Annotated in this window: 26 protein-coding genes; all 26 read left to right on the plus strand. The window is 61.5% G+C overall.

Going from position 1 to position 24877, the window contains the following annotated elements; all coding sequences use genetic code 11:
- Positions 1-146 precede the first annotated feature (146 nt).
- The 26 genes from M2400_RS15465 to flhB all read left to right on the plus strand — a co-directional run bounded on the left by M2400_RS15465 (position 147) and on the right by flhB (position 24506).
- On the plus strand, positions 147-1595 hold the full coding sequence (locus M2400_RS15465) for a flagellin (protein WP_259195956.1): 1449 nt from the start codon (positions 147-149) through the stop codon (positions 1593-1595).
- Between the two features lie 75 nt (positions 1596-1670).
- Positions 1671-2033 (plus strand): flagellar protein FlaG, encoded by a 363-nt coding sequence (locus M2400_RS15470; RefSeq protein ID WP_259195955.1) that lies wholly within the window; start codon positions 1671-1673, stop codon positions 2031-2033.
- An 80-nt stretch (positions 2034-2113) separates the two neighbouring features.
- Complete coding sequence (fliD, locus tag M2400_RS15475) at positions 2114-3511, plus strand: flagellar filament capping protein FliD (protein ID WP_259195954.1); 1398 nt, start codon at positions 2114-2116, stop codon at positions 3509-3511.
- A gap of 143 nt (positions 3512-3654) precedes the next feature.
- Positions 3655-4044 (plus strand): flagellar export chaperone FliS, encoded by a 390-nt coding sequence (gene fliS / locus M2400_RS15480; protein WP_026077955.1) that lies wholly within the window; start codon positions 3655-3657, stop codon positions 4042-4044.
- Positions 4045-4068: 24 nt separating this feature from the next.
- A complete protein-coding gene (locus M2400_RS15485; protein ID WP_259195953.1) occupies positions 4069-4365 on the plus strand; it encodes a flagellar protein FliT in 297 nt (98 codons plus the stop codon).
- 171 nt (positions 4366-4536) lie between these two features.
- Positions 4537-6012 (plus strand): sigma-54 dependent transcriptional regulator, encoded by a 1476-nt coding sequence (locus M2400_RS15490; protein ID WP_177043028.1) that lies wholly within the window; start codon positions 4537-4539, stop codon positions 6010-6012.
- Positions 6013-6122: 110 nt separating this feature from the next.
- Positions 6123-7334: a PAS domain-containing sensor histidine kinase gene (locus M2400_RS15495; protein WP_259196046.1), complete on the plus strand. Its 1212-nt coding sequence runs from the start codon at positions 6123-6125 to the stop codon at positions 7332-7334.
- Between the two features lie 6 nt (positions 7335-7340).
- Positions 7341-8723, plus strand: coding sequence for a sigma-54 dependent transcriptional regulator (locus M2400_RS15500; protein WP_177131595.1), 1383 nt, complete (start codon positions 7341-7343; stop codon positions 8721-8723).
- A gap of 129 nt (positions 8724-8852) precedes the next feature.
- Positions 8853-9185, plus strand: coding sequence for a flagellar hook-basal body complex protein FliE (gene fliE / locus M2400_RS15505; protein WP_010166049.1), 333 nt, complete (start codon positions 8853-8855; stop codon positions 9183-9185).
- A 14-nt stretch (positions 9186-9199) separates the two neighbouring features.
- Positions 9200-10975 carry a flagellar basal-body MS-ring/collar protein FliF gene (gene fliF, locus M2400_RS15510; RefSeq protein ID WP_010166051.1) on the plus strand — a complete coding sequence of 592 codons (1776 nt, stop codon included), beginning with the start codon at positions 9200-9202 and terminating at the stop codon, positions 10973-10975.
- On the plus strand, positions 10968-11987 hold the full coding sequence (fliG, locus tag M2400_RS15515; protein ID WP_177043031.1) for a flagellar motor switch protein FliG: 1020 nt from the start codon (positions 10968-10970) through the stop codon (positions 11985-11987). The genes fliF and fliG overlap by 8 nt, the downstream gene beginning before the upstream one ends.
- Before the next feature lie 10 nt (positions 11988-11997).
- Positions 11998-12762, plus strand: a complete 765-nt coding sequence (gene fliH / locus M2400_RS15520; protein WP_259195952.1) for a flagellar assembly protein FliH — start codon at positions 11998-12000, stop codon at positions 12760-12762.
- Positions 12752-14110, plus strand: coding sequence for a flagellar protein export ATPase FliI (gene fliI / locus M2400_RS15525; RefSeq protein WP_087694334.1), 1359 nt, complete (start codon positions 12752-12754; stop codon positions 14108-14110). The genes fliH and fliI overlap by 11 nt, the downstream gene beginning before the upstream one ends.
- Positions 14111-14113: 3 nt before the next feature.
- On the plus strand, positions 14114-14563 hold the full coding sequence (gene fliJ / locus M2400_RS15530) for a flagellar export protein FliJ (protein ID WP_008434833.1): 450 nt from the start codon (positions 14114-14116) through the stop codon (positions 14561-14563).
- Positions 14564-14651: 88 nt separating this feature from the next.
- Positions 14652-14957, plus strand: coding sequence for an STAS domain-containing protein (locus M2400_RS15535; RefSeq protein WP_177043034.1), 306 nt, complete (start codon positions 14652-14654; stop codon positions 14955-14957).
- Positions 14954-16672: a fused response regulator/phosphatase gene (locus tag M2400_RS15540; protein WP_259195950.1), complete on the plus strand. Its 1719-nt coding sequence runs from the start codon at positions 14954-14956 to the stop codon at positions 16670-16672. The genes M2400_RS15535 and M2400_RS15540 overlap by 4 nt, the downstream gene beginning before the upstream one ends.
- Before the next feature lie 30 nt (positions 16673-16702).
- Complete coding sequence (locus tag M2400_RS15545; RefSeq protein ID WP_177077272.1) at positions 16703-17050, plus strand: Hpt domain-containing protein; 348 nt, start codon at positions 16703-16705, stop codon at positions 17048-17050.
- A gap of 455 nt (positions 17051-17505) precedes the next feature.
- Positions 17506-18888, plus strand: coding sequence for a flagellar hook-length control protein FliK (locus M2400_RS15550; RefSeq protein ID WP_259195949.1), 1383 nt, complete (start codon positions 17506-17508; stop codon positions 18886-18888).
- A 255-nt stretch (positions 18889-19143) separates the two neighbouring features.
- Complete coding sequence (fliL, locus tag M2400_RS15555; protein WP_177043038.1) at positions 19144-19644, plus strand: flagellar basal body-associated protein FliL; 501 nt, start codon at positions 19144-19146, stop codon at positions 19642-19644.
- A gap of 9 nt (positions 19645-19653) precedes the next feature.
- On the plus strand, positions 19654-20622 hold the full coding sequence (gene fliM / locus M2400_RS15560) for a flagellar motor switch protein FliM (RefSeq protein WP_010166091.1): 969 nt from the start codon (positions 19654-19656) through the stop codon (positions 20620-20622).
- A gap of 34 nt (positions 20623-20656) precedes the next feature.
- Positions 20657-21124 (plus strand): flagellar motor switch protein FliN, encoded by a 468-nt coding sequence (fliN, locus tag M2400_RS15565; protein WP_010166093.1) that lies wholly within the window; start codon positions 20657-20659, stop codon positions 21122-21124.
- Between the two features lies 1 nt (position 21125).
- The gene (gene fliO / locus M2400_RS15570) at positions 21126-21560 is read left to right on the plus strand and encodes a flagellar biosynthetic protein FliO (RefSeq protein ID WP_177077266.1); all 435 of its coding nucleotides are present in this window, start codon (positions 21126-21128) and stop codon (positions 21558-21560) included.
- The gene (gene fliP, locus M2400_RS15575) at positions 21560-22303 is read left to right on the plus strand and encodes a flagellar type III secretion system pore protein FliP (protein ID WP_003214554.1); all 744 of its coding nucleotides are present in this window, start codon (positions 21560-21562) and stop codon (positions 22301-22303) included. Before fliO ends, fliP begins: the two co-directional genes overlap by 1 nt.
- Positions 22304-22306: 3 nt before the next feature.
- Positions 22307-22576, plus strand: coding sequence for a flagellar biosynthesis protein FliQ (gene fliQ / locus M2400_RS15580; RefSeq protein ID WP_003214552.1), 270 nt, complete (start codon positions 22307-22309; stop codon positions 22574-22576).
- Positions 22577-22589: 13 nt separating this feature from the next.
- Positions 22590-23366 (plus strand): flagellar biosynthetic protein FliR, encoded by a 777-nt coding sequence (gene fliR, locus M2400_RS15585; RefSeq protein ID WP_177113804.1) that lies wholly within the window; start codon positions 22590-22592, stop codon positions 23364-23366.
- Between the two features lie 3 nt (positions 23367-23369).
- Positions 23370-24506 (plus strand): flagellar biosynthesis protein FlhB, encoded by a 1137-nt coding sequence (gene flhB, locus M2400_RS15590; RefSeq protein ID WP_177043040.1) that lies wholly within the window; start codon positions 23370-23372, stop codon positions 24504-24506.
- Positions 24507-24877: the final 371 nt, after the last annotated feature.

The raw sequence follows: 24877 nt of genomic DNA on the forward strand, positions 1-24877 counted from the left end.
GGGTGGCACGGTGCTAGTAAAAAAAATCAAAAAAGTCCTCAAGCAACCTGCTTTCACGACGATAACTATTACGAAGGTTCTCTAGGCCACACCCGGCGGTTGCCAGGGCCGGAAGCCGCAGTAAACAACCCCACGAGGATTTCGTCATGGCTTTAACAGTAAACACTAACCTTGCTTCGTTGAACGTTCAGAACAACCTGAACAAGGCTTCCGGCGCCCTGCAAACCTCCATGCAGCGTCTGTCCTCCGGCCTGCGTATCAACAGCGCCAAAGACGATGCGGCCGGCCTGCAAATCTCCAACCGTCTGACCAGCCAGATCAACGGCCTGGGCGTTGCAATCAAAAACGCCAACGACGGCAGCTCGATTGCTCAGACCGCTGAAGGCGCCATGCAGCAGTCCACCAACATCCTGCAAAGCATGCGTACCCTGGCTCTGCAATCCGCCAACGGCTCGCCAAGCGCTGAAGACCGTAAGTCGAACCAGGCTCAATACGCAGCACTGACTGCTGAATTGACCCGTATCGCTACCACCACCACCTTCGGTGGCAAGAACCTGCTGGACGGTTCTTTCGGTACCACTTCGTTCCAGGTCGGCGCCAACGCCAACCAGACCATCGACATGAGCATCGGTAACGTTGCAGCCAACAACATTGGTTCGCAGCAGCTGAAATCGGTAGGCGTTCCGCCAAGCGCTGCTGGCGTTGTTGGCGGCCCGATCACCGTTACCGGTGGCGGCCAGAGCACCACCGTAACCATCGCTCCTAGTGCTTCTGCCAAGCAGATTGCTGCTCAAATGAACGGCGCTGTCGGTGGCCTGGCTGCAACTGCCAGCACCATTGCCCAGTTCACCGTTGACGACGCTGCCATTGCTGCTGCAACGCCTGCCAGCGCCAACTTCACCCTGAAAGTAGGCTCCGGTACTGCGGTCCAGTTCACTGGCGTGACCAGTGCTTCCGACCTGGCTGACCAACTGAAGTCCAACGCTGCCAAGCTGGGCATCACCGTTAACTACGATTCGACCACTCAAGCCCTGTCGGTCAAGTCCGATACCGGTGAGAACCTGACCTTCAACGCTGGCGACGCCGGTGCTGTTGCCGGTATCAAGGTTGCGACCCTGGATGGTAGCGGTGTTGCCGGTACTGCCGTTGCTCTGGACGCTGGTCCGATCATCGCCACTGGTGCAGTTTCGCTGAACTCCTCCAGCAGCTACTCGCTGAGCGGCACTGGTGTGGCTGGTATCTTCGCAGCAACCGGTACCAACGCTGCCAACTCCACCAAAACCACCGTCAACAACACTGACATCACCACTGCTGCCAACGCACAGAACTCGATCGACGTGATCACCCAGGCGATCTCGGACATCGACTCCCAGCGTGCCGGCCTCGGTGCTGTACAAAACCGTTTCGACAACACCGTTGCCAACCTGCAGAGCATCTCGGACAACTCCAGCGCCGCTCGCGGTCAGATCCAGGACGTTGACTACGCTGCTGAAACTGCTCAGTTGACCAAGCAACAAACCCTGCAACAGGCTTCCACTGCGATCCTGTCCCAGGCCAACCAACTGCCATCCGCTGTACTGAAGCTGCTTCAGTAATAGCCATCGGTAGATGAATGACGGAAGGGCGCGTTTACGTGCCCTTTTGTCTTTTGCGTGATGAGGAGATTGGACATGGACATGAGCGTCAAGTTGAACCTGTCTTATCCTGCTGCCCCAACGCCACAGAGTGCGCCTGCGCCTGTGACTGCCGACGCGCAGACCCCCAAGGTCGACGCAACCGTCGCAGCAGTAAAGCCCAAGCAGGAAACGAAACCGGATGACCTGGAAAAGGCCGTCAAGGATATTCGCGAATTCGTCCAGGCTGCCCAGCGCAAACTGGATTTCACCATCGATGACTCCACCCATCAGGTGGTGGTCAAAGTCATTGCGACCGAAAGCGGCGAAGTCATTCGCCAGATCCCTTCGGAAACCGCATTGAAACTCGCACAAAGTCTTCACGACGCCAGCAGCTTGTTGTTTGACGCCAAAGTCTGAGCTGGCATGAATTTTGTTGCTGTAGCTGCTTGAGGCGCCGTCCGTCAAGAAAGCGCCAGCCCCGTATCAGGAGAAACATCATGGGTGATATATCCGTCAGCGGCCCGGTCACGGGCATTGACACCCAGTCTATCGTTACGGCCTTGGTGAACGCTGAGCAGGCGCCCAAGCAGTCGCAGATCAACAAGCAGACGCAGACGCAGACCGCCCAGTTGTCCTCGATTGGCAAGATTCAAGCGGCTCTGGATGCGTTCCGCGGTGCCATGGACACCATGGCCAAGGACGCCAGTATCGGCGGCCTGACGGCAGCGACCTCGGATGCCAGTGTTTCCACCGTCACTTTGGGCGCGGGTGCCTCCACGGGTAGCTACCAATTGGTGGTCACTCAATTGGCAACGGCCTCGAAGATTGCTACCACGACGTTCGCGGGTGGGGCCAATAGCGTCGTCAATAAAGGTTCTACCGCGACGACCCTGGAGATTTCCCAGTCGGGTCAGAGTTATGGGGTCAGCGTTGCACCGGGCGCGACGTTGCAACAAGTGCGTGACTCGATCAACGCGCAATACAGCAGCGCAGGCCTGAGTGCCAACATCCTGACTGACGCCACCGGTTCGCGCCTGGTCGTGACGTCGTCCAATACCGGCGCCGGCACGGACATTACCCTTGGCGGTAATACCGGCCTGGAAACCGGCACTACGGTCGTCAACGGCCCACCGGTCAATGCGAAATACACCATCGACGGTACCGCCCAGGAATCCAAGAGCAATACCCTGACCGAAGCGATCAGTGGCGTGAGTATCAAGTTGACTGCCGTGTCGCCTTTGCCCACGGGGCAGACAGGAGACGCCAATCGGACAGCCTCGACCATCAGCGTCACGCGCAGCACCGACACCCTCAAGAGTTCGGTAAAGGGTTTTGTCGACACCTATAACGCCTTGATCACCGCGATGAACACGGAGACCGCCGTCACCACCAACGCGGACGGTTCCACCACGGCGGCTGCGCTGACCGGCGATTCCACGCTGCGCGGCCTGCAGACCGCCGTGCGTACTCAGTTGAACGCATTGGCGGGCACTGGCACGCTGAAGTCCCTGGCCCAGTTTGGTGTGAACACTGACCAGACAACCGGCAAGCTGAGCATCGACGACAAGCTGTTCGGTGCGGCTATCTTGACCAACCCCACCGACATCGGCGGTATCTTCAACGGTGACAATGGCCTGCTGGCGCGTATGAAAACCGCGACCGACAGCTATGCAGTGACCAACACCGGCGTCCTGGCTACACGTTCTTCGACTCTGTCGGCAAACCTCAAGGACCTGCAAAACCAGCAGGACACCCTGACCGCGCGCATGGCCGCCCTGAAGACCAGCCTGACGGCCAAATACACCACGATGAACAGCCTGGTGGCACAGCTCACCGCTCAACGCTCCAGCGTAATGACCACCCTCGACGCGCTGAACAATCCCAAGACCACCTGATCCTCGGTGAGGTCGCCCGCTGAAGTGAAGGCTTTAGCGGGCGCGACCTCCAGCAGACCGCCGGCTTAAAGTTTTTTGCGACGCCGTCGACATATTGGTCAGAGCCCATTCTTTTTAGCTGTTGCCTGTCACGAGGTAGAAACATGAATCCCATGAGAGCCCTTCGCCAATACCAGAAGGTCAATTCCCATGCCCAGGTCTCCGAGGCTAGCCCGCACCGTCTGGTTCAAATGCTGATGGAAGGCGCGCTGGACCGCATGGCCCAGGCCAAGGGCGCCATGGCTCGTGGCGATATCGCGCAAAAGGGCCTGTTGCTGGGCAAGGCGATCGATATTTTGATTGGTTTGCGTGACGGCCTGAACCCGGAAAAAACCGATGATCCGGCCGCCTTGCAGCAATTGGATAACCTGTACGCCTACATGACCACGCGTTTGCTCGAAGCCAATACCAAGAGCGATGTCGCGATGATCGACGAAGTAGCCGGCTTGATGATTACACTCAAGGAAGGCTGGGACGGTATTGCAACACTGTAGGCCTGCTGGCCTGAGGAAGATGTTATGAGTCACGCCCTGCAACGGATTGACGAGACCCGCGAAGCCTTGATGGACGCATTGGCCGCACGTAACTGGGACGCCATTGGCGAACTGGACCTGGGGTGTCGTGCAGTGATTGATGAGGCGCTGGTGAACGCGCCGGTGGACGAGGATGCCCTGCGGGAAAAACTTGAGAGCCTGCTGGCGGTGTATCAGCAGCTGCTTGAGGTGACGACCGGGGAGCGTCAGGCGATTTTCGAGGAGATGTCGCAGATCAACCGAGCGGAAAGCGCGTCAAAGGTTTACCATCTGTTCGGCTGAAGGCTCAGTTAATCCGAACAAAGCGCGTCATAAATTTGACTGTGCACGATTTTTTGACTTAACTAGTGCTATTTTCAGACGTCAGAAAGCTGTAGCGCAGAAAATGCCTACAGCTCTTCTAGATTGCCCCAGCTCGAGGGCATTAAGTTTTACTAGGGAAGTTGCTATTGCATGTGGCGTGAAACCAAAATTCTGCTGATCGATGACGATAGCGTTCGGCGCCGCGATCTGGCGGTGATCCTGAATTTTCTTGGCGAAGAAAATCTACCCTGCGGCAGCCATGACTGGCAGCAGGCGGTCAGCTCTTTGTCGTCGAGCCGTGAAGTCATTTGTGTGCTGATCGGGACGGTAAACGCTCCTGGCGCATTGCTGGGCTTGTTAAAGACACTGTCAACCTGGGATGAGTTCCTTCCGGTGTTGCTGATGGGCGATATTTCTTCTGTGGACCTTCCGGAAGATCAGCGCCGCCGTGTTCTTTCCACCCTCGAAATGCCCCCCAGCTACAGCAAATTGCTCGACTCCCTGCACCGTGCCCAGGTCTACCGCGAGATGTATGACCAGGCCCGCGAGCGCGGTCGTCACCGCGAACCCAACCTGTTCCGCAGCCTCGTCGGCACCAGCCGTGCCATCCAGCACGTGCGCCAGATGATGCAGCAAGTGGCCGACACCGACGCCAGCGTGCTGATCCTCGGCGAGTCCGGTACCGGCAAGGAAGTGGTCGCGCGCAACCTGCATTACCATTCCAAGCGTCGCGACGGGCCCTTTGTGCCGGTCAACTGCGGGGCGATCCCGGCAGAGCTTTTGGAAAGCGAATTGTTCGGCCACGAGAAGGGCGCCTTTACCGGGGCGATCACCAGCCGTGCCGGGCGCTTTGAGCTGGCCAACGGCGGCACCCTGTTCCTCGACGAAATCGGCGACATGCCACTGCCGATGCAGGTCAAGCTGCTGCGAGTCCTGCAGGAGCGTACCTTCGAGCGTGTGGGCAGCAACAAGACCCAAAGCGTTGACGTGCGCATCATTGCTGCCACCCACAAAAACCTCGAAAGCATGATCGAGGTCGGCAGCTTCCGCGAAGACCTGTACTACCGCCTCAATGTATTCCCGATCGAAATGGCGCCCCTGCGTGAGCGCGTCGAAGACATCCCGCTGCTGATGAACGAACTGATCTCGCGCATGGAACACGAAAAGCGCGGCTCGATCCGTTTCAACTCGGCGGCGATCATGTCCCTGTGCCGCCACGGCTGGCCGGGCAACGTCCGTGAGCTGGCCAACCTGGTGGAGCGCATGGCGATCATGCACCCGTACGGGGTGATTGGCGTGGTCGAGCTGCCGAAGAAATTCCGCTACGTCGACGACGAAGACGAGCAGTTGGTGGACAGCCTGCGCAGCGACCTGGAAGAGCGCGTGGCCATCAACGGCCATACGCCGGACTTCGGTTCAACCGCCATGCTGCCGCCGGAAGGCCTGGACTTGAAGGACTACCTCGGCAGTCTCGAGCAAGGCCTGATCCAGCAGGCGCTCGACGACGCCAATGGCATCGTCGCCCGTGCCGCCGAACGCCTGCGCATCCGCCGTACCACCCTGGTGGAAAAGATGCGCAAGTACGGCATGAGCCGAAAAGAAGGTGATGAACAGGCGGATGATTGACGCCTGTTTTTCAAGCCGCTGAATTTTCAGCGGTTTTTTTTCGGCACGGGTATTGCTACAGCACTCGCAACGTTCCGTTTAACTGACGGTCAGCCAAGCGAGAGAGCATGATGCCCCACGCCGCCCAACTATCTTCGGTCCCCGACACTCAGGGGCCCGCCCCCTCCGTGGAACAGATCAGCCGCCTTGGACTTGAGCAGGCGTTTTCCCTGTTCAACCAGATGTCCAGCCAGTTGACTGACTCCTACAGCCTGTTGGAAGCGCGGGTGTCCGAGCTTAAAGGCGAGTTGGCGGTGGTCAGCGCCCAGCGCATGGAAGAGCTGGCCGAAAAAGAGCGCCTGGCCAACCGTCTGCAAAACCTCCTCGACCTGTTGCCCGGTGGCGTCATCGTCATCGACGACCAGGGCCGTGTGCGCGAAGCCAACCCGGCAGCCTGCGACATGCTGGGCCTGCCGCTGGAAGGCGAGTTGTGGCGTGAGGTCATCACCCGCTGCTTCGCGCCGCGAGAAGACGACGGCCACGAAATCTCCCTCAAGGACGGGCGCCGCCTGTCCATCGCCACCCGCTCCCTGGATGCCGAGCCCGGCCAGTTGGTGCTGCTCAACGACCTGACCGAAACCCGTCACCTGCAAGACCAACTGGCACGCCATGAGCGCTTGTCATCGCTGGGGCGGATGGTTGCTTCTCTGGCGCATCAGATTCGTACGCCGTTGTCCGCCGCGCTGATTTACGCCAGTCATTTGACTGATGAGCAATTGCCGGTCGCCACTCACCAGCGTTTTGCCGGTCGCCTCAAGGAGCGCCTGCATGAACTGGAGCACCAGGTTCGCGACATGCTGGTGTTTGCCCGTGGCGAATTGCCGCTGACCGACCGCGTCACCCCGGCCGCGTTGATGCAATCGCTGCAAGCTGCTGCCGCCACCCACATCCAGGAAGCGTCAGTCCGTTGGCAGTGCGACAGCCATCACGGCGAGTTGCTGTGCAACCGCGACACCCTGGTGGGCGCGCTGCTCAACCTGATCGAAAACGCGACCCAGGCCAGTGGCCCCGGGGCGCGGCTCAAAGTGCACCTGTATAACCGCGGCGACACCCTGCGCCTGGGTATCAGCGACAGCGGTAGCGGGATTGATCCGGTGGTGCTGCAACGCCTGGGCGAGCCTTTTTTCACCACCAAAACCAACGGTACCGGCCTGGGCCTGACCGTGGTCAAGGCCGTCGCCCGTGCACATCAGGGAGAATTGCAGCTGCGTTCCCGGTTGGGTCGCGGCACGTGCGCGATGATCACGCTGCCGCTGTTTTCATGCGCTGTCGGCGCGGAGTAAAAGGTCATGGCTATCAAGGTTCTATTGGTTGAAGACGATCGCGCCCTGCGTGAAGCATTGGCTGACACGCTGTTGCTGGCGGGCCATGACTACCGGGCGGTCGGTTCTGCCGAAGAGGCCTTGGACGCGGTAGAGCAGGAGTCCTTCAGCCTGGTGGTCAGTGACGTGAACATGCCGGGCATGGACGGCCACCAGTTGCTCGGCCTGTTGCGTGCACGCCAGCCGCAGTTGCCGGTGCTGTTGATGACCGCCCACGGTGCGGTGGAGCGTGCCGTCGACGCGATGCGCCAGGGCGCGGCGGATTACCTGGTCAAACCCTTCGAGCCCAAAGCCTTGATCGAACTGGTTGCCCGGCATGCCCTGGGCACCCTGGGCGTTGCCGACGGCGAAGGCCCGATCGCCTTCGAACCGGCCAGTGCGCAACTGTTGGAGCTGGCGGCCCGTGTTGCCCGCAGCGATTCCACGGTGTTGATCTCCGGCGAATCCGGCACCGGCAAGGAAGTGCTGGCGCGCTACATTCACCAGCAATCCCACCGTGCCAGCCAGCCGTTCATTGCGATCAACTGCGCGGCCATCCCCGACAACATGCTCGAAGCCACCTTGTTCGGCCATGAGAAAGGCTCGTTCACCGGTGCCATCGCAGCCCAGGCCGGCAAGTTCGAACAGGCGGACGGCGGTACCATCCTGCTGGACGAAATTTCCGAAATGCCCCTGGGCCTGCAAGCCAAATTGCTGCGGGTATTGCAGGAGCGCGAAGTGGAGCGGGTGGGCGCGCGCAAGCCGATCCAGCTGGACATCCGCGTGGTCGCCACCACCAACCGCGACCTGGCGGGCGAAGTGGCGGCGGGGCGCTTCCGTGAGGATCTGTTCTACCGGCTCTCGGTATTCCCGCTGGCCTGGCGCCCGTTGCGCGAGCGCCCGGCCGACATCATCCCGCTGGCCGAGCGCCTGCTGAGCAAACACGTCAATAAAATGAAGCATGCCCAGGCGCGCCTGTCGGCCGACGCTCAGGCCTGCCTGATCAGCTACCCATGGCCCGGCAACGTGCGGGAACTGGACAATGCGATCCAGCGGGCGTTGATTTTGCAGCAGGGCGGTTTGATCCAGCCTCAGGATTTCTGCCTGGCCATGGGCACAGGCGGCGCGCCGCTCCCCACGCTGGCGACCGCGCCGCACGCTGAAGCCGTGCCTGCCGAGTCCGCCGGTGCCTTGGGCGACGACCTGCGCCGCCGCGAATTCCAGATGATCATCGACACCCTGCGCTCCGAGCGCGGCCGCCGCAAAGAGGCCGCCGAGCGCCTGGGCATCAGCCCGCGCACCTTGCGCTACAAGCTGGCACAGATGCGCGATGCCGGGATGGACGTGGAAGCCTACCTCTACGCCACTTGAGAATTCTCGAAGCCGACAGGGTTAGTCGCCTTTTCTTACGAATTGCCACGGAGCTGGCACCCTTGTTGCTACCACCCCAGTAACCGTTGCGTAGTGTCAAAAAATTGCGGGTCGTCGGAGAGAACGTTCATGAGCCAAGGTGTTGAATTCAATCGGTTGATGTTGGATATGCGGTCCATGCAAATGGATGCCATGTCTCAACCGAAATCCGCCGCGCAAGCCGTACCGGAATTGGGCCAGAGCAGCTTTGCCGACATGCTCGGCCAGGCCATCAACAAGGTCAGCGATACCCAGCAGGCTTCCAATCAGTTGGCGACTGCCTTCGAGATCGGCAAAAGCGGCGTGGACCTCACCGACGTGATGGTCGCCTCGCAAAAAGCCAGCGTTTCATTCCAGGCCTTGACCCAGGTGCGCAACAAGCTGGTTCAAGCCTATCAAGACATCATGCAGATGCCGGTTTAAGGACGATTTGAGTCATGGCAGAAGCAGTCGTGGATAACGCACCCGCCAAGGCAGACGGCAAGCCGCCGCTGTTTGGCCTGTCGTTCCTGGAAAACCTCTCCGAGATGACCATGCTGCGTCAGGTGGGCCTGATGGTCGGCCTGGCTGCCAGCGTGGCGATTGGTTTTGCCGTGGTGCTGTGGTCCCAGCAACCGGATTACCGCCCGTTGTACGGTAGCCTGGCGGGCATGGATTCCAAGCAGATCATGGAAACCCTGGCGGCAGCAGATATTGCCTACACCGTCGAACCGAATTCCGGCGCCTTGTTGGTCAAGGCTGATGACGTGGCTCGGGCGCGGATGAAACTGGCGGCAGCCGGTGTCACCCCGTCCGACGCCAATATCGGCTTTGAGATCCTCGACAAGGACCAGGGCCTGGGCACCAGCCAGTTCATGGAAGCCACCCGCTACCGTCGTGGCCTGGAAGGCGAACTGGCGCGCACTATTTCCGCGTTGAACAACGTCAAGGGTGCCCGCGTGCACCTGGCGATTCCGAAAAGCTCGGTGTTTGTGCGCGACGAGCGCAAGCCCAGCGCCTCGGTACTGGTGGAACTGTTTGCCGGCCGCTCCCTGGAGCCTGGCCAGGTATTGGCGATCATCAACCTGGTGGCCACCAGCGTTCCCGAATTGAGCAAGTCGCAAATCACCGTGGTCGACCAGAAGGGCAACCTGTTGTCCGACATGGCAGAGAACTCCTCGCTGACCATGGCCGGCAAGCAGTTCGACTACAGCCGTCGCATGGAAAGCATGCTGACCCAGCGCGTGCACAACATCCTGCAACCGGTGTTGGGTAATGATCGCTACAAGGCTGAAGTGTCGGCCGACGTGGATTTCAGCGCGGTCGAATCGACCTCCGAGCAGTTCAACCCGGACCAGCCGGCCCTGCGCAGCGAGCAGTCGACCACCGAACAACGCACCGCCAGCAATGGCCCGCAAGGCGTGCCGGGTGCCCTGAGCAACCAGCCGCCAACCCCGGCTACCGCCCCGCAAACCACCGGTGGCGCTGCCGCTACCGCAGGCGCAGTGCAACCTGGCCAGCCGCTGCTGGACGCCAACGGCCAGCAGATCATGGACCCGGCCACCGGCCAGCCGATGCTGGCGCCGTACCCGGCCGACAAGCGTCAACAATCCACCAAGAACTTCGAACTTGACCGTTCCATCAGCCACACCAAACAGCAGCAGGGCCGGATCAATCGCCTGTCGGTGTCGGTGGTGGTGGATGACCAGGTCAAGGTCAACGCCGCTGACGGCGCCGTCACCCGTGCACCGTGGAGCGCCGATGAATTGGCGCGCTTCACTCGCCTGGTACAGGACGCGGTGGGCTTCGATGCCAGCCGTGGCGACAGCGTCAGCGTGATCAACATGCCGTTCTCCGCCGAGCGTGGCGAAGTCATCGCCGAGGCAGCGTTCTATACTCAGCCGTGGTTCTGGGACATCGTCAAGCAAGTGCTGGGTGTGCTGTTTATCCTGGTGCTGGTGTTCGGCGTGCTGCGTCCGGTACTCAACAACATCACCGGCCATGGCAAAAAACAGCTGGCCCTGGCCGGTGGCGACGTCGAGTTGGGTGGCATGGGCGGTCTCGATGGCGAACTGGCCAACGACCGCGTGAGCCTTGGTGGCCCGCAAAGCATTCTGTTGCCGAGCCCGAGCGAGGGTTATGACGCTCAGTTGAACGCAATCAAGAGCCTGGTGGCCGAAGACCCGGGTCGTGTGGCCCAGGTCGTGAAAGAGTGGATTAACGCAGATGAGTGATGCTCGAGTCGCCGTAGCCAAACTCTCCCGGGTCGACAAAGCCGCCGTGCTGTTGCTGTCCCTTGGGGAAACCGATGCAGCCCAAGTGCTGCGCCACATGGGCCCCAAAGAGGTTCAGCGGGTGGGCGTGGCCATGGCGCAGATGCGCAATGTGCACCGCGAGCAGGTCGAGCAGGTGATGAGTGAGTTCGTCGAGATCGTCGGCGACCAGACCAGCCTGGGCGTCGGCTCCGACAGCTACATTCGCAAGATGCTCACCTCGGCCCTTGGCGAAGACAAGGCCAACGGCCTGATCGACCGCATCCTGCTGGGTGGCAACACCAGCGGCCTCGACAGCCTCAAATGGATGGAACCGCGGGCCGTGGCCGACGTGATCCGCTACGAACACCCACAGATCCAGGCGATCGTGGTGGCGTATCTCGACCCCGACCAGGCCGGTGAAGTGCTTGGCCATTTCGACCACAAGGTGCGCCTGGACATCATCCTGCGCGTTTCGTCGCTGAACACTGTGCAGCCGGCGGCCTTGAAAGAATTGAACACGATTCTCGAGAAGCAGTTCTCGGGCAATTCCAACGCTTCGCGTACCACGTTGGGCGGCATCAAGCGTGCGGCCGACATCATGAACTTCCTCGACAGTTCGGTAGAAGGCCAGTTGATGGACTCGATCCGCGAGATCGACGACAGCCTGTCGGTGCAGATCGAAGACCTGATGTTCGTGTTCAACAACCTCTCCGATGTCGACGACCGTGGCATCCAGGCGTTGCTGCGCGAGGTCTCCTCCGACGTGCTGGTGCTGGCCCTCAAAGGCTCCGACGAAGGCGTCAAGGAAAAGATCTTCAAGAACATGTCCAAGCGGGCTTCCGAACTGCTGCGCGACGACCTCGAGGCCAAGGGCCCAGTGCGCGTCAGCGACGTGGAAACCGCGCAGAAAGAAATCCTCACCATTGCCCGCCGTATGGCCGAAGCCGGAGAAATCGTTCTCGGCGGGAAGGGCGGCGAAGAAATGATTTAAGGCGCCGCGTATGTCGAACAAAGATGAGACGCCCAGCGATCTGATTCGCGCACGGGACGTCGGAGGGTTCGACGTCTGGTCGCTGCCCAGTTTCGACCCGCATCGCCCGGAGCCTGAGCCCGAGCCGGTAGAAGAGCCCCCGGCCGAGATGGAAGAGGTGCCGCTGGAAGAAGTCCAGCCACTGACCCTGGAAGAGCTGGAAAGCATTCGCCAGGAAGCCTACAACGAAGGCTTTTCCACCGGCGAGAAAGACGGTTTTCGCAGCACCACGCTGAAGGTTCGCCAGGAAGCCGAGGCGGCGCTCAGCGTCAAGCTCGCCAGCCTGGAAACCCTGATGGGCAGCCTGTTCGATCCGATTGCCGAGCAGGATTCGCAGATCGAAAAAGCCATGGTCGGGCTGGTGGAGCACATCACCCGCCAGGTGATCCAGCGCGAGCTGGCCCTGGACTCCACGCAAATCGAAGGTGTGATGCGCGAAGCGCTCAAGCTGCTGCCCCTGGGCGTCGGCAACGTGCGGCTGTACATCAACCCCCAGGATTTCGAACAGGTCAAAGCCCTGCGCGAGCGCCATGAAGAAACCTGGCGCATCGTCGAAGACGCCGCGCTGCTGCCCGGTGGTTGCCGGGTGGAGACCGAACACAGCCGCATCGACGCCACGGTAGAGACGCGCATCACCCAGATCATGGCCAAGCTGTTCGACCAGTTGCACGAGCAGGCACTGCACCCCGCAGAGCCGGACTTGCGCGTCGAACTGGACGCCCCCGATGCGCCTTGATCGCACCAGCTTCGCCAAGCGCCTGGGTGGCTATGCCGAAGTCACCGAGTTGCCGGGCCAGCCGATCCTGGAGGGCCGCCTGCTGCGCATGGTCGGCCTGACCCTGGAAGCCGAAGGCCTGCGCGCCGCCATGGGCAGCCGCTGCATGGTGATCAACGACGACAGCTACCACCCGGTGCAGGTCGAAGCCGAAGTGATGGGCTTCTCCGGCAGCAAAGTATTCCTGATGCCCGTCGGCAGTGTTGCCGGGATTGCCCCCGGTGCCCGTGTGGTGCCACTGGCCGACACCGGCCGCCTGCCCATGGGCATGAGCATGCTCGGCCGCGTGCTGGATGGCGCCGGTCGCGCCCTCGACGGCAAGGGCGGGATGAAGGCCGAAGACTGGGTGCCCATGGACGGCCCGACCATCAACCCGCTCAAGCGCAACCCTATCAGCGTGCCGCTGGACGTGGGCATTCGCAGCATCAACGGTTTATTGACGGTGGGTCGCGGCCAGCGCCTGGGCCTGTTCGCCGGTACCGGCGTGGGTAAGTCAGTGTTGCTGGGCATGATGACGCGCTTTACCGAGGCCGACATCATCGTGGTAGGGCTGATCGGCGAGCGGGGCCGCGAGGTGAAGGAATTCATCGAGCACAGCCTGGGCGAAGAAGGCCTCAAGCGTTCCGTCGTGGTCGCCTCACCGGCGGATGATGCGCCGCTGATGCGCCTGCGTGCCGCGATGTACTGCACACGCATCGCCGAATATTTTCGCGACAAGGGCAAGAACGTCCTGTTGCTGATGGACTCCCTGACCCGTTTCGCCCAGGCCCAGCGGGAAATCGCCCTGGCCATCGGCGAGCCGCCGGCCACCAAGGGCTATCCGCCGTCGGTGTTCGCCAAGCTGCCCAAGCTGGTGGAACGGGCCGGTAATGCCGAGGCCGGTGGGGGTTCGATCACCGCGTTCTACACCGTGCTGTCGGAAGGCGATGACCAGCAAGACCCGATTGCCGACTCGGCGCGGGGCGTACTCGACGGGCACATCGTGCTGTCCCGACGCTTGGCCGAGGAGGGGCACTACCCGGCCATCGACATCGAAGCCTCCATCAGCCGGGTGATGCCGTCGGTGGTCACCCCTGAGCACATGATGCGCGCGCAGCAGTTCAAGCAGCTGTGGTCGCGCTATCAACAGAGCCGCGACCTGATCAGCGTGGGCGCCTACGTGGCCGGCGGTGATCGCGAGACTGATCTTGCGATCGCCTTGCAACCGCAACTGGTGACCTACCTGCGCCAGGGCCTCAACGACAAGATCAGCATGGGTGAAAGCGAGGCGCACCTGGGCACCATTTTCGCGCCGGCGCCGGGCGGATAAGCCATGGCCAACACCCGCGCCGCACGCCTTGCCCCGGTGGTGGACATGGCCGAAAAAGCCGAAAAGACCGCCGTCCAGCGCCTGGGTTACTTCCAGGGCCAGGTTCGCCTGGCGGAAAGCAAGCTGGGTGACCTGGAGCGCTTTCGCGGCGAGTATCAGCAGCAGTGGATCGAGCGCGGCAGCAAGGGCGTCTCCGGTCAATGGCTGATGGGTTACCAGGGCTTTCTCAACCAGCTTGAGACCGCCGTGGGCCAGCAGCGCCAGAGCCTGGCCTGGCACCAGGCCAACGTCGACAAGGCCCGCGACAGCTGGCAACAGGCCTATGCCCGGGTCGAGGGCCTGCGCAAACTGGTGCAGCGCTACATCGACGAAGCCCGGGCGCTGGAAGACAAGCGCGAGCAGAAGTTGCTCGATGAGCTGTCCCAGCGTCTTCCTCGCCAAAACCCCTATTAACCACGCCGCCGCTCCTACATGGATTTGCCCACTGCGCCATCACCTGCTAAACCTTGTTGCACATTGCCAATGACAAGGAAGCAGTCGTATGTCAGTCGAATCAGAAGTGTCCCTGGACGGGACGAAGTTGACGATCACCGTCAGGGGGCGATTTGATTTCGGTAGCCACCAGGCCTTTCGTGATGCCTACGAGCGGTTCTACAAGGTGCCCGAGATCTACGTGGTGGACTTGAAGGAAACCACCTACATGGACAGCTCGGCCCTGGGCATGCTCCTGCTGTTGCGTGACCATGCCGGTGGCGACAATGCCGAAGTGCAGGTGATCAACAGCAACTCCGATGTGCGCAAGATCCTCGCCATTTCCAACTTCGACAAACTGTTCGACCTCACTTGAGCGTCCTGGCCCCGGTCCTTGAGGCGCTGACGGTATTGATCGCCGAAGACAGCGCCGCCGACCTGCTGTTGCTGTCGACCATCGTGCGCCGCCAGGGCCACCAGGTGATCACCGCCAGCAACGGTGAAGAGGCGGTGGCGGTGTTCATCCGCGAGCGGCCGCAGTTGGTGCTGATGGACGCGCTGATGCCGGTGATGGACGGCTTCGAGGCGGCCCGGCAAATCAAGCAACTGGCGGGGGAGGCGCTGGTGCCGATCATCTTTCTCACTTCCCTGCGCGAGAGCGAAGCCCTGGCCCAGTGCCTGGATGCCGGCGGCGACGACTTCCTGGCCAAGCCCTACAGCCAGGTGATCCTGGCGGCGAAGATCAACGCCATGGACCGCCTGCGTCGCCTGCAGGCCACGGTGTTGCAGCAACGCGACCTGATCGCCCGGCATCATGACTACCTGCTGCAGGAACAGCGGGTGGCCAAGGCGGTGTTCGACAAGGTGGCCCACTCCGGCTGCATCAATGCCGCGCCGAATATTCGCTACGTGCAATCACCCTATGCGCTGTTCAACGGCGATCTGCTGCTGGCCGCCTACACGCCGTCGGGGGATATGCATGTGCTGCTGGGGGATTTTACCGGCCACGGTTTGCCGGCGGCGGTCGGCGCCATGCCGCTGGCGGAAGTGTTCTACGGCATGACCGCCAAGGGCTACGGCCTGGCGCAGACGCTGCGGGAGATGAACGCCAAGCTCAAGCGCATCCTGCCGGTGGACATGTTCTGTTGCGCCACCTTGCTGTGCCTCAGCGCCCAGCGCCGGGCGGTGGAAGTGTGGAACGGCGGGATGCCCGAGGGCTACGTGCATGAAGTCACCACGGGCAAGCGCACGCCGCTGGTGTCGCGGCATTTGCCATTGGGTGTGCTGGCGGCCGAGGCGTTCGATGACCGCACGGAAGTCTGGCCGATGGCGTTGGGCGACCGGGTGTTCTTGCTGTCGGATGGCGTGCTGGATACGGCCGACGCCCATGAACAGTTGTTTGGCGCCGAGCGCTTGCAGGGGGTGTTTGCCGCCAACCGCGAGCCGGATCGGTTGTTTGAAGAGATCGAACAGGCGCTGGCCGGTTTTCGTGGCGAGGTGCGCGATGACATCAGCATGGTGGAGATCAGCCTGCAGGTGGGGGAGGTTTTGCGTTCGCCGTCGGTGGTGTATTCCGACAGCGGCCAGTCTTCTCCGCTGGATTGGTCGGTCAGCTTTGAATTTCGGGCTGAGACGCTTAAGTCCTACAACCCTTTGCCCTATTTACTGCAACTGTTGTTGGAGATTCATGGGCTGCGGGAGCAAAGCGGTGCGTTGTATAGCGTGATGGCGGAGTTGTATTCCAATGCCCTGGAGCATGGCGTGTTGGGGCTGGATTCGCGGCTCAAGCGCGATGCCCAGGGGTTTGCCGCCTATTACCGCGAGCGCAATGAGCGGCTGGCGCAGTTGAACAGCGGGTATGTGCGGGTGCACCTGAATGTGGTGCCGACCGGGGAGGGCGGTTGCCTGACGCTGCGAATCGAGGACAGTGGGGCGGGGTTTGATGTGGATAAGGTGCTGGCCAGGCCGCTGGATGTTGACCGTCTGTCTGGTAGGGGGTTGAGCCTGGTGCGGCAGTTGAGCAGCGATGTAGGCTGGTCCGACGGCGGGCGGTGTGTGTGCGTGGAGTTTTCATGGAAGGCTCTGGCATAATCCGCCGATTCTTGATCAAGGAGCGAACAAGTGGCAGAGATTCATCTGGACCCCGATGTGCTGACCGGTTTGCAGGAGGTCATGGAGGGCGAGTATCCGAAGTTGCTCGACACCTTTCTCGATGACTCGCAAAAGCGGGTAGAGGCGCTGCGCAGGGCTCGGGATGATGCCAAGGCCCTGGGGCGGATTGCGCATAGCTTTAAAGGCAGCAGCGGTAACCTTGGGGCTGTGCGGTTGGCTGAGCTTTGTCAGTTGCTTGAAGATAAGTCGGCCAAGCCTGTGGTTGCGGATTTGGGGCAGTTGGTGGATGAAATTGACCATGAATTCGCGCTGGTCAGGCCGTTGTATGAGCATGAGCGGGAGCGGTTTGGGCTCTGACGCTGTTGGTGGGTATATCCGTTATTTAGGTAACGGCTACTTATGGTTTCGCTCTTACAGCGGGTCATTTTTGAAAAGCCGGAATGCCGGCCCAGTCAAAAGCAACCAAAACGCTCTGCCCGGTATGACTCACCCCACGCACATAGGTAACAGTTTTTTTAACTGGCACGGTCAACTGTGGGAGCTGGCTTGCCTGCGATGGCATCACCTTGGTGTGTCTGATGTACCGAGTTGTCTGCATCGCAGGCAAGCCAGCTCCCACAGAAAAGCAGCTCTGCTTTGGCTTTTGATCTGGCTTCTAACACTCAAGCCGGCCGGCAGGCCGGTGTAAGCGCGGAACCCATATCAGCAACAACGAAATAACGGATATACACCCCAAAACCAAAACCTGGCCCAACTCTTGCTCTACCTCCAGTAACCGCACCCTCGACCCCTGTGCGGCGGAGACTCTATATATGGCAATCACCCCGAACTCGCTCCTTCAGGCGGCCCCTGCGGCCAAGCCTCAAGCGCCCGCTGCCAATCCACTGGTAGCGGCTGCGGACCCGCGGGACAAGGCCCCGGGCTTCGCTCAGGTGTTCGCCAACCAGGCTTCCGCGCCGGCGCCAAAACCTGCCGACAACACCACCAGGTCGACCCGCGACAAGCCGGCGGACAACAGCGCCAAGCCCGTCGCCACCAATGATAAGCCTGCCGCCGGCACCCCATCGGTTGCCGATAACGGCAAGACTTTGCCTTCCACCCCGCCGGCCAAGTCCGACACCCCGGACACCACCGCCAAGACCGACGACGCAGCCCCGGCAGACGACCCAGCCCTGGCCCAGCAACCCCCGGCCGACCCTGCCGTCGACCCGGCGCTGATGGCCGCGGTTGTCCCGGTTCCGGTCCCTGTAACGCCGGCGCCCGTCGAAACCCCGGCCCCGGCCGCAACCGCGACGAAAGACGACAAGTCCCAGCCTGTCGTGGCCCCACCGGTTGCCGCGACCGACGACGCCAAGCCCGCCTTCGACCCCGAAGCCGACCCGCTGGACGCGATGCCCGCCGTGCGCCTGGCCATGGAGCAGGGCGGACACGTTTCCGCCAGCAGTCAGAGCACCGCAAAAAATGCCCCGGTGCAGGCCTCGACCGACGATCAGCCCACCCTCGCGCAAAACTTTGCCACTGGCCTGGCCAATATGGTCGATCAGCAAGCGTCCAAGGACAGCACCGACCAGGGCGGCGACAAAGCCTTCGGCAGCCTGATCGACGGCGGCCTCAAGGACCTGAAGAACGCCAGCAGCGACACCCGTGTCGATGACTTCGCCAACCGCCTCGCCGCGCTGACCCAGGCCGCCACGCCGAAAACCGCGAATGCCCTGCCACCGGTGGCCAATGCGCCCCTGGCGATGCACCAGAGCGGCTGGACCGACGAGGTAGTGAACCGCGTCATGTACCTGTCCAGCGCCAACCTCAAATCGGCCGAAATCCAGTTGCAGCCTGCTGAACTGGGCCGCCTGGACATCAGCGTGAAAATGTCCGCCGACCAACAGGCCCAGGTCACTTTCATGAGCGGCCACGCGGTGGTCCGTGAAGCCCTGGAAAGCCAGTCGGGCCGCCTGCGGGAGATGTTTGCCCAGCAGGGCATGGGCCAGGTCGACGTCAACGTATCCGACCAGTCCCGTGGCTGGCAGGGTCAGCAGGGCCAGGACCAGCAACAGCAGAACCAGGCACGCGGCGTCAGTGGCAATGGCGGGCGGGGTGATGGGGCTGATGGCGGCGGTATCGGTGAAGTGGCTGAAGTTGCGGCGCCGGTTGTGCAGTCCGTGGTCGGCTCCAGCGCGGTGGACTACTACGCCTGACCTGAGGTTGGCAAACATCCTGTGGCGAGGGAGCTTGCTCCCGTTGGAGGGCGAAGCCCTCCCAGGCTTTTCGCCGCCGCACACCTGTTTAAACCTTGCTCTCTGATTTGGGGCTGCTTCGCAGCCCAGCGGGAGCAAGCTCCCTCGCCACAGGGGTCGTCCCTGTTTCGTCAGTCTTCGTGACAACTCTGGCATAACACTTGCTCTTGCCTTTCCCCAGAACTATGAATCCCCGAATAGTGACGGATTATTGGCATGGCGAAGAGCGACGACGCAGCAAAAGCACCCGCAGGCAAGGGCAAGCTCAAGCTTATCCTGCTGATCGTACTGGGCCTGTTCCTGGCGATCGGCGTGTCCGTGGGGGCTACCTGGTACTTCATGCACAGTGCCTCAAGCAAACCGGCAGCGACTGCCGAGATCAACCCCAACGTCAAGCAACCGGCAATCTTCGAGCCGATGCTTCCGGCGTTTGTCGCCAACTTCAATCAGAACGGCCGTCAACGCTACCTGCAGGTGAGCATTACCCTGCTGGCGCGTAACCAGGCAGACCTGGATGCCCTCAAGGTGCACATGCCAGTGATCCGCAACAACCTGGTGATGCTGTTCTCCGCCCAGCCCTTCGACACCCTCGCCACCCCGGTGGGCCAGGAAATGCTGCGCCAGAAGGTCACTGCCAGCGTGCAGGAAGTGGCCCAGAAGGAAGTCGGCAAACCTGTGATCGAGCAGGTGCTCTTCACTAATTTCGTATTGCAGTAGGATCACGACATGGCCGTGCAGGACCTGCTGTCCCAGGATGAAATCGATGCGCTGCTCCATGGCGTCGACGATGGTCTGGTACAGACCGAAATGGCTGCCGAGCCCGGCAGCGTCAAAAGCTACGACCTGACCAGCCAGGATCGCATCGTCCGTGGACGCATGCCGACCCTGGAAATGATCAACGAACGGTTCGCCCGTTACACCCGCATCAGCATGTTCAACATGCTGCGCCGCTCGGCGGACGTGGCGGTGGGCGGCGTGCAGGTGATGAAGTTCGGTGAGTACGTGCACTCGCTGTACGTGCCCACCAGCCTCAACCTGGTGAAGATCAAGCCGCTGCGCGGTACGGCGCTGTTCATCCTCGACGCCAAGCTGGTGTTCAAGCTGGTGGACAACTTCTTCGGCGGTGACGGCCGTCACGCCAAGATCGAAGGCCGTGAATTCACCCCCACCGAATTGCGCGTGGTGCGCATGGTGCTGGAGCAGGCCTTCATCGACTTGAAGGAAGCCTGGCAGGCGATCATGGAAGTCAACTTCGAGTACATCAACTCGGAAGTGAACCCGGCCATGGCCAACATCGTCGGCCCCAGCGAAGCCATTGTGGTCTCCACCTTCCACATCGAACTCGATGGCGGTGGCGGCGACCTGCACGTGACCATGCCGTACTCGATGATCGAGCCGGTGCGCGAAATGCTCGATGCGGGCTTCCAGTCCGACCTCGACGACCAGGACGAACGCTGGGTCAAGGCCCTGCGCGAAGACCTGCTGGACGTCGACGTGCCTCTGAGCGCCACCGTGGCCCGTCGCCAGCTGCGTTTGCGGGATATTTTGCACATGCAGCCGGGGGACGTGATTCCCGTCGAACTGCCGGAAGAACTGATCATGCGCGCCAACGGCGTGCCGTCGTTCAAGGTCAAGCTCGGCTCTCACAAAGGCAACCTGGCGTTGCAAGTGATTGAACCGATCAACCGTCGCTGATCCACACTAATTTCTGCTCCGCCGAGGACATGTAATGGCTACTGAACACGAAAACACTTCCGCCGAAGACCAGGCCCTGGCTGACGAGTGGGCGGCTGCCCTGGAAGAAACCGGCGATGTCGGCCAGGACGATATCGACGCGCTGCTGGCGGCCGATGCGGCCACCGCTCCGGTCGGTAATCGCATTCCCATGGAAGAGTTCGGCAGCGTGCCGAAGAACAACGAGCCGGTGACCCTGGATGGTCCGAACCTGGACGTGATCCTCGACATCCCGGTGTCGATCTCCATGGAAGTCGGCAGTACCGAAATCAACATCCGCAACCTGCTGCAACTCAACCAGGGTTCGGTGATCGAGCTCGACCGCCTGGCCGGCGAGCCGCTGGACGTGCTGGTCAACGGCACGCTGATCGCCCATGGCGAAGTGGTGGTGGTCAACGAGAAGTTCGGCATTCGCCTGACCGACGTGATCAGCCCGAGCGAACGCATCAAGAAGTTGCGTTGATATGAAGCGCTCACTGGTAGGACTGTTATCGGCGCTGCCCTTGAGCGTAATGGCAGCAGAGCCGGTCGCCCAGGCGGCCGCGCCGGCGCTGGGCAGTGGCGTGGGCGGGCAACTGACCCAGCTGGTGCTGGGTTTGTTGCTGGTGGTGGGGCTGATCTTCGTGCTCGCCTGGGTGTTGCGCCGCGTACAGCGCATCGGCCCGGGAAATGCCCAGGTCATCGAGCTGGTAGGTTCGCGTGCCCTTGGCCCGCGGGACCGGCTGGTGCTGGTGCAAGTGGGCGACGAGCAGATTCTGCTGGGCATCACCCCCGGCCGCATCACCCCGTTGCACGTGCTCAAGACGCCTGTGGAAGTGGCCCAGACTCAAGCGGCCACGCCGGAATTCGCCCAACGCCTCATGGAGTTGCTGGGCAAGGATCAGAAGGATAAGAAGTAATGCGCGTTTTATTGACGCTCATGCTGTTGCTCGCGGCGCCGCTGGCGTACGCGGCGGACCCGTTGTCGATCCCGGCGATCACCCTGGGTACCAATGCGGCGGGCGCGCAGGAGTATTCGGTCAGCCTGCAGATCCTGCTGATCATGACCGCGCTGAGCTTCATCCCCGCGTTCGTGATGCTGATGACCAGCTTCACGCGCATCATCATCGTGTTCTCGATCCTGCGTCAGGCCCTCGGCCTGCAACAGACGCCGTCGAACCAGATCCTCACCGGCATGGCGCTGTTCCTGACGCTGTTCATAATGGCGCCGGTGTTCGACAAGGTGAACCAGCAAGCCCTGCAACCGTATCTGGCGGAGAAAATGACCGCCCAGGATGCGATCGACAAGGCGCAAGGCCCGATCAAGGATTTCATGCTGTCGCAGACCCGTTCCAGCGACCTTGAGTTGTTCGTGCGGCTGTCCAAGCGTACCGACATCGCCAGCCCCGACATGGCGCCGTTGACCATCCTGGTGCCGGCGTTCGTGACCTCGGAGCTGAAGACCGCGTTCCAGATCGGCTTCATGATCTTCATCCCGTTCCTGATCATCGACCTCGTCGTGGCGAGTGTGCTGATGGCCATGGGTATGATGATGCTCTCGCCGTTGATCATTTCGTTGCCGTTCAAGATCATGTTGTTCGTGTTGGTGGACGGGTGGGCGCTGATTATCGGCACCCTGGCCGGCAGTTTCGGTGGGGTTTAGCGCATGACGCCAGAAGTAGCGGTCGACCTGTTTCGCGAAGCCCTGTGGCTGACCACCATGATGGTTGCCGTGCTGGTGGTGCCCAGTTTGTTGGTGGGCCTGCTGGTGGCGATGTTCCAGGCCGCGACCCAGATCAACGAACAGACCTTGAGCTTCCTGCCGCGCCTGCTGGTGATGCTGATCACCCTGATCGTCGCCGGCCCGTGGCTGGTGCAAACCTTCATGGAATACATCCTGCAGTTGTACGGCAGTATTCCGCAGTTGATCGGCTGACCCCGTGAATTCAATGCTGGCGTTGACCGACACCCAGATCAGCACCTGGGTGGCGTCGTTCATCCTGCCGCTGTTCCGAGTCACGGCCGTGCTGATGACCATGCCGGTGTTCGGTACCACCCTGGTACCGCGGCGCATTCGGCTGTACTTCGCGGTGGCGATCACCGTGGTCATCGTCCCGGGCTTGCCGCCGATGCCGCCGGTGAATGCCCTGGACCTCAGCGCACTGATGCTGATCGCCGAGCAAATCATTATCGGCGCCTTGCTGGGCTTCTCCCTGACGCTGTTCTTCCAGGCCTTCGTGATCGCCGGGCAAATCATCTCGATCCAGATGGGCATGGGCTTCGCGTCCATGGTCGACCCCACCAACGGCGTGTCGGTGGCGGTGATCGGGCAGTTCCTGACCATGCTGGTGACCTTGCTGTTCCTGGCCATGAACGGTCATCTGGTGGTGTTCGAGGTGATGACCGAAAGCTTTACCACCTTGCCGGTGGGCAGCGCCCTGGTGGTCAATCATTTCTGGGAACTGGTGGGGCGCATGAGCTGGGTGCTGGGTGCCTCGTTGTTGCTGGTATTGCCGGCGATCACCGCGCTGCTGGTGGTTAACATCGCCTTTGGCGTGATGACCCGGGCGGCGCCGCAACTGAACATCTTCTCCATCGGTTTCCCGTTGACCCTGGTGCTGGGCATGGGGATTTTCTGGGTCGGCATGGCTGACATTCTCAATCAGTATCAGCCGCTGGCCACCGACGCCTTGCAGTTTTTACGTGACTTGGCGCGGGCGCGGTAAGCCATGGCCGAGAGCGAGAGTGGCCAGGACAAAACAGAAGACCCCACGGAGAAACGAAAAAAGGACTCCCGGGAAAAGGGCGAGATTGCTCGCTCCAAAGAGCTCAACACCCTGGCGATCATGCTCGCAGGCTCCGGTGGCCTGCTGATCTATGGCGGTGGTTTGGCCCTGGACCTGATGGAGTTGATGCGCCTGAATTTTTCCCTGCCCCGTGACGTGCTGCTGAGCCCGGGTGCCATGGGCCTGTACCTGCTGCATTCGGGCAAGATCGCGATCCTGGCGGTACAGCCGATCCTGATCACCTTGCTGCTGGCGGCCTTGATCGGCCCGATCTCCCTCGGCGGCTGGCTGTTTGCTGCTGGCAGCATGGCGCCCAAGTTCAGCCGCATGAACCCGGGCCCCGGGCTCAAACGGATGTTTTCCACCAAGGCCCTGGTGGAGCTGCTCAAGGCGTTGGCCAAGTTCATTCTTATCCTGTTTGTGGCGTTGACCGTGTTGTCATCCGACATCGACGACCTGCTGCGCATCGCCCATGAGCCGATCGAGCTGGCGATCATCCACAGCGTGCAAGTGGTGGGCTGGAGTTCGCTGTGGATGGCCTGCGGGCTGATCATCATTGCTGCGGTTGATGCGCCGATCCAGCTATGGGAGAGCCACAAGAAACTGCTGATGACCAAGCAGGAAGTGCGCGACGAGCACAAGGACCAGGAAGGTCGCCCCGAGGTCAAACAGCGGATTCGCCAACTGCAGCGCGAGATGTCCCAGCGCAAGATGATGGCGTCGGTGCCCGACGCCGACGTGGTCATCACCAACCCGACCCACTACGCCGTGGCGCTCAAATACGACCCGGAGAAGGGTGGGGCGCCGATGTTGCTGGCCAAGGGCAGCGACTTCACGGCGTTGAAAATCCGTGAGATTGCCGTGGCCAACGACATTTTGCTGCTGGAGTCGCCGGAGTTGGCACGGTCGATCTTCTACTCCACCGATCTGGACCAGGAGATCCCGGCCGGGTTGTATCTGGCGGTGGCGCAGGTGTTGGCGTACGTCTACCAGATCCGCCAGTACCGCGCGGGCAAGGGCAAGCGGCCGGATCCGCTCAAGGATCTGCCGATTCCGCCGGATTTGCGTCGGGATTCCTGATCTTGTAGCGCCGCCCCCGGCCTCATCGCGGGCAAGCCCGGCTCCTACATGTTGACCGCGTTCTCCCAGCCAACTCGCTCAACTGTGGGAGTCGGGCTTGCCCGCGATGGCGTCCGCCCAGGCAACAAAAATCTCCTGAGCGCTCCCGCAATTGCATCTGGCAACGTTTAAGTCGCAGCCGAGGACGCTCGACGCCCGCCCGCTGCGTACCTGTCGGACGTTTCGCCATCACCCGCGAACGAGCGTGTGTGGCGAGGGAGCTTGCTCCCGCTGGGGTGCGAAGCGCCCCCAATGAAGCTATCGCGGTTATTCAGGCAAAACGCGTAAGCCGTTCTGGGGCTGCTGCGCAGCCCAACGGGAGCAAGCTCCCT

Origin of the sequence: Pseudomonas sp. BIGb0558, from assembly GCF_024807515.1 — a bacterium.
GTDB classification, from domain to species: Bacteria; Pseudomonadota; Gammaproteobacteria; order Pseudomonadales; family Pseudomonadaceae; genus Aquipseudomonas; species Aquipseudomonas yamanorum_A.